Raw genomic sequence first — 9,856 nt, forward strand, 5'->3', positions numbered from 1 at the left:
GTGAGGGGCCGCTCTTTTATCTGTTTGCGCTGGGGAAAACCGATAAACCGGGAGACTGGCCGCTGCGAGCCCAGCTACCCGCTGGCTCCCGCCAAGCTGACCTCATCTCTTTTCAGGCAAAAATGTGGGGGCAAGCGTTTCTCGCCACCCAGGTCATGGCGACGGGGCGCGGCTCTGGCTAGAATGGGGGCCCATGTTCAGACACAGATCCCGCACCATGACCCTCTCCGGATTTCAAGGCCTGGTATTTGACCTCGATGGCACCCTGGTGGACTCCATGCCACTGCACCTTGCCGCCTGGGAACACACTGCCCGGGAGTTTGGCTTTCACTTCGATGCCGACTGGTTCTATGAGCTAGGTGGCATGCCGAGCCGCAAAATCGCCCTGCTGGTTGCCGAGCAGCAGCAGATCGCCCTGGATCCGCTGGTGGTAACCCGTTGCAAGACGGATCACTACGTGGCCAACCTGCACAAGGTCACCGTCTTTCCGGCCATGCTGGCACTGGTACAGCGCTATTACGGCCTGCTTCCCATGGGAATAGGCACAGGTTCGCCCCGTATCAATGCTGAGGCCGTGCTGCGCAATACCGGGCTGGATCGTTACTTCCCCGTGGTGGTGACCGCTGACGATGTGACGCTGCACAAACCCCATCCCGATACGTTTCTGCTGGTTGCACATCGGCTGGGTATCGAACCTGCAGCTAGTCTGGTGTTCGAGGATACGGGAATTGGCGTACAAGCCGGTCAGGCTGCGGGCATGCAGACCTGCATGGTCAGGGATGGAAAACCAGTCGACTTGCAGTATTGAAGCGAGGGGAGCTGAAACAGGCGACGCCACTCAGAGCAAGAGTGGAGTCCATTCTCATACGGGACAGGCATGATAAATGAGAATGGACTCGGTCACCCTTTGACGCAGCAATGGCGTGGGAGTGACTCAGGCAAGCATATTACTGCTCGCTGCTACCGCCGCCCTGATTGTCATCGTAACGACCGGGGGCGCCATGGGGACGCGGCGCCATGGAGACGCGCGGCTTGCGGGCGCGCTGTATGCTGACCTGGGGGCGGCCGGAGTGCATGGCGATGGTGGAGATCTTGGCCTTGTAGACCAGCTGCTGGTTGCCATGGGCATCGGTCAACAGCACGCTGTACTGGTCGAAACCGCTGATGGTCCCCTCCAGCTTGATGCCGCTCACCAGGAAGATGGCGACCTGGCTGCGATTCTTGCGCAACCAGTTGAGGGCAGAATCTTGCCCGTTCCCGAGGGAGAAGGCTTGCTCGATCGTGGAGTAGCTTGGGGATTCAGTTGTCATAAATTATTGTCCCGCGGAAAAAAAGTGGCGTTTGATTGTGCTAAATGGTCACTGGCTTGTCAAAGTCATTCTCACTCCCATCCCGGATGGGGCAACGACAGGGCTGGTCGGCAGGGGGCTGCTGCGGTAATAATTGGCAGCTCAGGCCCAGTGGCGGGCCTCATGCTGGGGTTTTATCTTGCATCCGGTTTCCAACCAACACCTATCCACCTATACCCATGACGCGACCGCGTGCGAAGAGTGTGACCTGCTGGTGCCGGCCACCGCGCTGGCCGTCGGGGAGACGAGCAGCTGTCCGCGTTGCGGCCATACCCTGAGCCGTCATTTACCGGACCAGGAGCGCAGGCCCATTGCTTACGGCTTTGCGGCCATCATCATGTTCGTGCTCTCCAACTCCTTCACCTTTATGTCGTTCTCGGCCAAAGGGATAGGGCAGGAGATGACGTTTCTGCAGTGCATCACCACCCTGGTGGATCAGGGCTATCTGTTTTTGGGCGCAGTGCTGAGCCTGACCCTGATTGGTCTGCCACTGGTCTACGTTGGCTCTATCATGCTGGTGCTGTGGCGGATCGACAAGGACTTGCACAGCAATGCCCTGCGCTCCCTCGGTCGCCTGCTGTGCCGGATCAAGCCCTGGCTGATGGTGGATGTATTCCTGATCGGGGTGCTCATCTCGCTGGTCAAGCTGATGGGGATGGCAGACATCAAGATGGGGCTGTCGTTCTGGGCCTTTGTCGGCTACACGGTGTTGCTCATCAAGACGATCTCGTCACTGGACCGGATGTGGCTGTGGCAACGGCTGTTCGGCCCGACCGGGGCCCGAGAGCTGGATGCCGAGGCTACTGCCATGGCGTCCGGGCTGGTGGGTTGTCACATCTGCGGCGCCCTGAGCGAGGTGGGCGAACATAGTTGTCCGCGCTGCGGCGGCAAGCTGCACAGCCGCAAGCCGGGTGGTTTGAGCCGGACCTGGGCGCTGCTCTTGACCTCGGTGATCCTCTATGTGCCCGCCAACCTCTATCCCATTATGGATACGGTATTTCTCGGCGATGACAGCCCCTCTACCATCCTTGGCGGCGTGGTCTTGCTGTGGGCCTTGGGCTCCTATCCCATCGCCGCGGTGATCTTCATCGCCAGCGTGGTGGTGCCGCTGGTGAAAATCATGGCACTGTTGTGGCTTTGCTATATGGTACAGCGCGGCCACGGTGCCTCGCCCCTTGGCAAGCTCAAGCTCTATCGCATGACTGAATTCGTGGGACGCTGGTCAATGATCGACGTCTTCGTGGTGGCCATTCTGGCGGGCCTGATCCGGCTCGACAACCTGATGACCATATATCCGGGCCCTGCGGCCGTCGCATTTGCGGGTGTGGTGCTGATTACTATGGTGGCAGCCATGAGTTTCGATTCCCGCCTGATCTGGGATTTACAACAAGGAGAGCGCGAACGTGAGTGAGCGTAAGAAAAGGTGGAAACCCGGCTCTGATTTTCTGAGCTCGGCGGCCGCAATCTGGATGGTGCCGCTGCTGGCGCTGTTCATCGGCATCTGGATGTTGTTCCAGCACTGGTATTCGCAAGGTCCCAGCTTCACCCTGACAGTGGCCACCGCCGAAGGCATAGTGGCGGGCAAGACGGTGATCCGTTCCCGCGAGGTGGAAGTGGGCCGCATTGAGGCGGTGGAGCTCAGCGAGGATTACAGCCATGCGGTGCTGAAGGCTCGCCTGACCAATGCCGCCGCCGGCATGCTCAAGAAAGACAGCCAGTTCTGGGTGGTTAAGCCCAGGGTCGGCCGTGACGGGGTCTCGGGTCTTGGCACCCTGCTCTCCGGTGCCTATATCGAGCTGGCCCCGGGCAAGAAGGGCAGGCCGCTGGACGAGTACGCCATGCTGGACAAGCCACCGCTGGCATCTCAGGACGCCAAGGGGCTGCGGCTCTCCTTGAGTAGCCGGGATACCCGTGCACTCGGGGTGGGCTCGCCCATTAACTACCAGGGCTTCACCATAGGTCAGGTGGAAGAGGCGAGATTCCTGCCTGAAAAGAGCGAAATGCAGTACCAGATCTTCATCAACGCCCCCTATGACGTGCTGGTGAGCGGCAACTCCCGCTTCTGGATGACTCCGGGCTTCGAGGTCTCCATGAGCAGCGAGGGGATGAAGGTGAAGATGGATTCGCTCGAGAGCCTGCTCGACGGTGGCATCACCATGGGCCTGCCCCCCGGCTGGGCGCCTGGCGAGCCGGTCAAGCCGATGGATGAGTTTACCCTGTTCCAGGATCAGGCCAGCGTGCTGGCCGGTAGCCTGGATCAGTTCATCGACTATGTGTTCCTGTTCGAGGACAGCGTCGGCGGCTTGCATCCTGGCGCGGCGGTAGAGTATCGCGGCATTCGGGTCGGCACCGTCATCTCGGCCCCCTATCTCATTGACGAGAAAGGGGTACAGATGTTCCAGAACCGGCAGATCCCGGTACTGGCGCGCATCGAGGTGCAGCGTCTCTCTCATCGCTATGCCAACGCGGAGAAGGAGCAGTGGCGTGCCTTGTTCGGCAAGCAGTTCAAGGAAGGACTGCGGGCCACGCTCAAGACCTCCAGTCTGCTGACCGGGGGCAAGGTGGTGGATCTGAACTTCTATCCGGATGCACCCAAGTTCAAGCCCACCGAGCTGGCCGGTTATCAGGTGTTCCCGACCGTGCAGGCCGGGCTGGACCAGATTGAGCGCAAGGTGAACCAGATCCTCGACAAGTTCGTCGACATGGACACGGCCAAGACCTTGAACCAGGTCAACCATACCCTGGCCACCCTGGAGCAGACCCTCAAGAGCGTCAGCGCGGTGAGCGCCAATCTGGACAAGTTTACCGGCCAGAGTGCGACCCAGCAGTTGCCGGCGTCCCTGAACGACAGCCTGAAGCAGTTGCAGAGCACGCTGCAAGAGTACGATGCCAACTCCCAGACCAATCAGGATCTGCGTCAGTCGGTACAGTCGCTCAATCAGCTGATGCGTGAGTTGCAGCCACTGGTGCATTCGCTCAACGAGCAGCCGAGTTCGTTGATTTTCGATCGCCCCCGCCCCCGTGATCCTGAGCCCAAACGAGGCCAATGATGAAAAAACAGATGATGACCCTGGCCTTGCTGGGCCTGTTGGCGGGATGCAGCTCTGCGCCGACGACGCTGCACTACTACTCCCTCGATGCCGAGGCGCAGCAGCCGACCATAATGACGGCGCAACCGTTGCACCAGCTGGTGCTGAAGCCGGTCTCTCTGTCCGGCCAGCTGGACAGGATGAGCCTGGTCTATCAGCTGGAAGGCAAGGAGTTGCACTTCGCCGAGTACCATCGCTGGGCGGGTTCCCTCGATGCCCAGCTCGATCAGCTGACCCTGAACGGTCTCTCCAGCCGGCTGCCGGGTTGGGTGGTGCGTCAGGATGGTGCCCGCAAGGGGCCAGTGTTGACCATCTCGGTCGAGCGCTTCCAGGGGCGCCATGACGGGCGCGCCGTGCTCAGTGGCCGCTGGCGACTGCTGACGGAAGAGGGCACCGTCCTGCGTGACGTCCCCTTCCAGCAGGTGCGGGTGTTGCCAGAGGATGGCTACGGTTCCCTCGTCAGCGAGCTGGGACTGGGCTGGCAACAGCTGCTCGACCAGATTGCGGCAGAGGTGCGCAAGGGCGCCTGAGGCGGTCATGAATGAAAACGGGAGGCCAGAGGCCTCCCGTTTTTTTATCCAGACACCACAGACACGGCGCCAAGACCCTGGAAATGACGGCTGAACGTCAGATACCCCTTGTCATCAGTGGGCGAGGAACTCGTACTGGCTCTCGATGAAGGTGGCGGCACGTTCGCTCAGGGCGGCGTGTACGACCTTGGTCGGGTGTACATCATCAAAGAACATCTTGCCCTCACAGTTGAGGGGGCTGGCGCTGCGGCGAGCCATAGGGTTGGCTACGGCCTGTGCCAGCAGCGGGTTGCCAGCGATGGCGAGGCGATCCTGCAGGTTGAAGGCGGAGAGACGACTGTCGGTGCTGGCACTGAGCAAAGAAAAGGGTTTCCCCAAATAGTCTCCGCCATAGCAGGCATTCTCTGTGTCGCTCAGGCCGAAGTTTTGCGGGTCACTCAGCATTTCGGCGAACTGCTTGTCGATCTCGAACAGCTTCACCAGCCCGACGGGGGCCAGCTGGCGTGTCAGGTTCAACATTAGCTGATTGTGATAGGCGGAGATATGGCTGACCTTGTCGACCACCTTCTGGCTGCGTGCATTCGGGGTCTGACCCAGATCCGGCAGGTTGAAAAGCAATATCTGCTTGGCCCCGTTTAACACCATGCGGTTGGCTGCGTCGCTGATGGCATCGCGTACCCGCTTGGCATCTTGCTCCGTATTCCAGCCATAGGCCAGATAGTCGTTGGCACCGAACCAGAGGATCACCAGATCGTCTGGCTTGAAGCGGTCTTTTTCCAGGAACTGGGTGACCTCGTAGTCCAGGTTGTTGATGACCTGATACTTGGGGTTCCAGGAGATCTTGTTGTAAGCCACGGCGGTAGCACCGCCTTCCGCTTCGTTGGCTATGGTCAGACCCGGGAACTGCGTGGTCAACTGCTCCAGCCAGAGGGGCCCGTTGGAGAAGCGACCCTCATAGTAGGGGGGGCTGGAAGGGAGGAAACCGAGCATCTTGCGGTACATCTTGCCGGTATCGGAGAGGCTGTCGCCAAACATCACGATCCGGGAAAAGGCGGGACGGCTGTCGGCTGCCTGAACTGTCAGCGCGACCAGTCCCAATAAACACACAAACCATTTTTTCATCTTGTTGTTCTCATTGATTTGAAAGCAGGTGGTGCCTGCAGGCTTTTCCTCGATAGGCAAACGGGCTGGGAAGCTGTTTTGCCATTTTGTAAGGTATCCAGCCAAATTAAATTTCGCAGCAGGCAAGGCTGATTAAGTCGATTACGGTCACATCCCCTTCACCCAAATGGGGAGCCTTCACGTTTATTTCACGCCCCGACTTGCACACTGCTCCTGTACCCAATAACAGGAGCATGAAATGAACAAGGCGAGCGTAATCGGTCTGTTGACCCTGATGTCCATCTCTTCTTCCGCCATGGCGGCCTATACAGGTCCGCAGGAGCAGAACAAGGTTTCCGTCGCTCAGTTGAAGGATCTGGCCGATGACAGCTGGGCCACCCTGGAAGGCAAGCTGGTCAAGCATCTGGGCGGCGAGAACTACGTGTTCCGTGACGCCAGTGGCGAGGTGGAAGTCGAAGTGGATCAGGATGTGTGGCGTGGCACCGAAGTGGGTCCGGACGATCTGATCCGCATCCGTGGTGAAGTGGACCACAGCTGGAACAAGACAGAGGTAGAGGTGAAGAGTCTGGAGAAGGTCGGGGCCGCTCCGCAGAGCAAGGGCGGGTTTGTCGCCAAGTAAGGCCGGATAGCCGTACGCCAGATGCAACAAGGGCGCCTCCATGGAGGCGCCCATTTGCTGTTGGTCTGCTTAGCCGGTGCGGGGCAGCGTGCGCTTGAACCCCTTCTCGGCCTGATTGACCTTGTAGAGATAGCGTCTGGCTTCCGCCTTGGGATGCAGCTCGGTCAGGATCTGGTACACCGCCTCGGGGGAGAGCTGATTGATCATGCCGGGCGCCGCCTTGCGGTCGCTGGAGAAGGTGTTCAGCACCCCACCGGCGCCACCGTTGTAGGCCGAGATGACGGCATAGCGGCGGGAGAGCGGATCCTGGATATTCACCAGATAGACGGTCTGCAACAGGTGCAGGTAGGCGGTGCCCACGTCGATGTTGTAGGCCGGATTGAACAGATCTTCCCGGGTCGGCTGGCCGTTTTTGCCCTTGACCCGCACGTAGACGTCCCGCCCGGCGGTAGCCGGGATCACCTGCATCAGGCCATAAGCATTGGCATGGCTGACCGCATAGGGGTTGAAGCTGCTCTCTGTCTTGATCACCGCGTAGATGAGGCTTTCGGCGACCCCATACTTACGGGAGGCTTCCCGTATGATGCCGGCATACTTGTAACCCCGTTTGTCCTCGTGGTTGGCCACCATGGGGATGTCGACGAAGAAAATGGTGCGGATCCCCAGGGTACGCTTCTTCATCGCCGTGCTGAGCAGGTAATCGGCGTAACGCTCGGCACGCCAGTCGAAGCGGATCGGCTGGCCCTGGTTGTCCAGCACCTGACCATAGAGGAAGGGCTCGCCACCGGGCAGAATTTCACGGTCGGAGTACAGATCCACTTCAGCCGGATCATCCGGGGTCAGCAGGGTCTCTATGATGGCGCGGCGCAGGTGGGCACGAGGGTCAACCCCGGAGACGGTCTCCACCATGATGTGGCCGCTGGAGAAGTTAATGTGAGCCCGGCTCTTGTACTGATCCGTGTATTTGACGTAGTCAAATTTGCCCGCGAACAGCGCCTCACGCCCCCATATCTCGTTCACGTTATGGGAGAGCGCGCTGATCATGTGTTCGAAACCGCGAATGTCCTTGCCGTTGACGAGATCGTCATCCTCACTCCCGTTGGGCTTGGGGGGGGAGGATGAGCAGGCAGAGAGAAACAGCAGGGTGCAAAGCAGCCAAAAAATTCGGCCCATAGGATCCTCAAACTGGGCGGCAGAGCCGCCCGTCATTCATTGGCAGTGAACCTTAAGATGTACAGCCGTCGCTGGCTTGCAAATACAACCCATTGGTCCATAGGCCGGTCATTGGCTGTGAACTGAGAAATGTATAGCCGTCACTGGCTCGCAAGTACAACTTATCAGCTTATTGGCTGGGAGGGGTATAACCGTCTATGGCCACTTCACCTGCTTCAAACAGGTAGCTCACCATCTCTTTTTCCAGCAGCTGACGATGCTCGAGGTTCATCATGTTCAGCTTCTTTTCGTTGATCAGCATCACCTGTTTTTTCTGCCATTCGGTCCAGGCTTCCTTGCTAATGTTGTCAAAAATCCGCTTGCCGAGTTCACCGGGGTAGAGTTGGAAATCCAGGCCCGGGCCCTCTTTTTTCAGGCGTTGGCAAAATACAGTACGGCTCATGTTGACCTCTATGGTTGTAAGTCCGGGTAGGCGAGCAGGCGGGCCGTGGCGGCCGCCAGACCCACCTCTGCAGGATGGCGTAAGTTATACCAGAGTCGGTTATCCGCTTCCATGAGCTGGGGGGTCGGTGGCGCATCGATTTCAATCAGGAAAGGCTGAATATCGAGGTGGAAGTGGCTGAATGTATGCCGAAATCCGCTCATTTCCCGATAATCGTGGCCACTCAGCCCCAGCCGCTGCATCAGCCCCTTGATCTCAGACAGCGACTCCACCTGCGGGAAGCAGTAGAGCCCGCCCCAGATCCCCTGTGGCGGCCGCTTCTCCAGCAACAGCTCATCGCCGTGACGAATGAGCAGCATGATGCCGGTGCGGGCCGGAATGCTCTTCTTGGGCTTGCTGTTGGGGTAGGCGGTGGGCTTGCCCTGCGACAGCCCCTGGCAATCGGCCTGCACCGGACAGCGCTCGCAGGCGGGTTTGCTGCGGGTGCAGACGGTGGCGCCCATGTCCATCATGGCCTGGTTGTAGTGGGCCACACCGAGCTTGGGCGTGAGGCGGATGGCAAGCTCCCACAGATCGTTCTCCACCTGTTTCTGACCGGGCCAGCCCGGCAGTGCCAGCCAGCGGGTGAGTACCCGCTTCACGTTGCCGTCCAGAATGGCGTGGGGCTGGCCAAGCGACAGGGAGAGCACGGCGCCCGCGGTGGAGCGGCCTATGCCGGGCAGGGCCATGACCTCTTCCAGCCGCTCCGGGAACAGGCCACCGTGCAGCTCGCAGATCTGCTGGGCCGCCTTGTGCAGGTTGCGGGCGCGGGCGTAATAGCCGAGCCCGGTCCAGTGGTGCAGCACCTCATCGATGGGAGCATGGGCCAGGGCCTGCACGTCGGGGAAGCGAGTCATGAAGCGTTGATAATACGGGATCACGGTGGCGACCTGGGTCTGCTGCAGCATGATCTCGGAGACCCAGACCCGATAGGGCGTCTTGTTCTGTTGCCAGGGCAGGGTCTTGCGGCCGTGGATCTGGTACCAGTCCAGGATCCTGGTGGCGAAGGTGGTGTTGTTTGAATTGCTCACATGGATCTCATGTTATTGATTAAAAAGGGGAGCTCTCAGGCTCCCTCTTGAAATGGACGCCAGATCAGCGGGGCTGAGCTGGCTTGGTGGTCGTGATGGACTCAGCCGCGCCAATCCTGCAGCGCCTTGAGGCTGACGTTCTGGCCCGCCACCTGCAGGATAATGTAATCCTGGGCGATGGCGATCAGGGTCACTCCTGGGGCAACCTCGCTGCCCTCATGAAACTCACGTCCGTTCAGCATCACGGCCCGCTTGGCCGGGTTGGAGGAGAAGACGTGGGAGCCGTAGGCCAGGGGCGGCACCCGCTGCTTCAGTTCCAGCGGCAGGGCGCTGATTGGCATGGTTTGAGACTCGTTTTGGGCCTGAGGTGCCGTCTCATCCATCAGCGGCGTGTTATTAAGTGCATTCATGATGCGCTCGGCCAGCCCCTGGCTGCCATTGGCGGCAGGGGCGCTGTTGTCG

General features: G+C 59.8%; 11 protein-coding genes and 1 pseudogene. 6 read left to right on the top strand and 6 right to left on the bottom strand.

All coding sequences use genetic code 11. The features are described from left to right. Window positions 1–182, top strand: a pseudogene (locus AAC083_RS16580) (hypothetical protein); the annotation flags it as partial. 35 nt (window positions 183–217) lie between these two features. Next, a complete protein-coding gene (locus AAC083_RS16585; RefSeq protein ID WP_181364596.1) occupies window positions 218–808 on the top strand; it encodes an HAD family hydrolase in 591 nt (196 codons plus the stop codon). A 139-nt stretch (window positions 809–947) separates the two neighbouring features. On the opposite strand, the gene hfq is transcribed toward AAC083_RS16585, so the two are convergent. Beyond that, the gene (gene hfq, locus AAC083_RS16590) at window positions 948–1,310 is read right to left on the bottom strand and encodes an RNA chaperone Hfq (RefSeq protein ID WP_011707507.1); all 363 of its coding nucleotides are present in this window, start codon (window positions 1,308–1,310) and stop codon (window positions 948–950) included. A gap of 178 nt (window positions 1,311–1,488) precedes the next feature. On the opposite strand from hfq, the gene AAC083_RS16595 reads away from it, so the two are divergent. The 3 genes from AAC083_RS16595 to AAC083_RS16605 are packed head-to-tail and all read left to right on the top strand — an operon-like array spanning window position 1,489 to window position 4,968. After that, complete coding sequence (locus tag AAC083_RS16595) at window positions 1,489–2,760, top strand: paraquat-inducible protein A (RefSeq protein ID WP_108535487.1); 1,272 nt, start codon at window positions 1,489–1,491, stop codon at window positions 2,758–2,760. Then, on the top strand, window positions 2,753–4,399 hold the full coding sequence (gene pqiB, locus AAC083_RS16600; RefSeq protein ID WP_108535488.1) for an intermembrane transport protein PqiB: 1,647 nt from the start codon (window positions 2,753–2,755) through the stop codon (window positions 4,397–4,399). The genes AAC083_RS16595 and pqiB overlap by 8 nt, the downstream gene beginning before the upstream one ends. Beyond that, window positions 4,399–4,968 (top strand): PqiC family protein, encoded by a 570-nt coding sequence (locus AAC083_RS16605; protein ID WP_042035589.1) that lies wholly within the window; start codon window positions 4,399–4,401, stop codon window positions 4,966–4,968. Before pqiB ends, AAC083_RS16605 begins: the two co-directional genes overlap by 1 nt. Before the next feature lie 114 nt (window positions 4,969–5,082). Here the strand turns inward: AAC083_RS16605 and AAC083_RS16610 are convergent, their stop codons facing one another. After that, window positions 5,083–6,090, bottom strand: coding sequence for an SGNH/GDSL hydrolase family protein (locus AAC083_RS16610; RefSeq protein WP_108535489.1), 1,008 nt, complete (start codon window positions 6,088–6,090; stop codon window positions 5,083–5,085). 238 nt (window positions 6,091–6,328) lie between these two features. Here AAC083_RS16610 and AAC083_RS16615 point away from each other — a divergent pair, with 238 nt between their 5' ends. Continuing rightward, the gene (locus AAC083_RS16615) at window positions 6,329–6,709 is read left to right on the top strand and encodes a YgiW/YdeI family stress tolerance OB fold protein (protein WP_108535490.1); all 381 of its coding nucleotides are present in this window, start codon (window positions 6,329–6,331) and stop codon (window positions 6,707–6,709) included. A 69-nt stretch (window positions 6,710–6,778) separates the two neighbouring features. On the opposite strand, the gene mltC is transcribed toward AAC083_RS16615, so the two are convergent. The 4 genes from mltC to gspB all read right to left on the bottom strand — a co-directional run. Beyond that, window positions 6,779–7,882, bottom strand: a complete 1,104-nt coding sequence (gene mltC, locus AAC083_RS16620) for a membrane-bound lytic murein transglycosylase MltC (protein WP_108535492.1) — start codon at window positions 7,880–7,882, stop codon at window positions 6,779–6,781. Between the two features lie 169 nt (window positions 7,883–8,051). Beyond that, entirely contained in the window at window positions 8,052–8,324 is a 273-nt protein-coding gene (locus AAC083_RS16625) for an oxidative damage protection protein (protein ID WP_005313967.1), read from the bottom strand. An 8-nt stretch (window positions 8,325–8,332) separates the two neighbouring features. After that, entirely contained in the window at window positions 8,333–9,394 is a 1,062-nt protein-coding gene (gene mutY, locus AAC083_RS16630) for an A/G-specific adenine glycosylase (protein WP_108535491.1), read from the bottom strand. A 101-nt stretch (window positions 9,395–9,495) separates the two neighbouring features. Beyond that, a partial coding sequence (gspB, locus tag AAC083_RS16635) for a type II secretion system assembly factor GspB (RefSeq protein WP_181364595.1) occupies window positions 9,496–9,856 on the bottom strand: 361 nt, incomplete at its 5' end.

Source organism: Aeromonas sp. HMWF014 (assembly GCF_963878295.1).
GTDB lineage: Bacteria > Pseudomonadota > Gammaproteobacteria > Enterobacterales > Aeromonadaceae > Aeromonas > Aeromonas popoffii.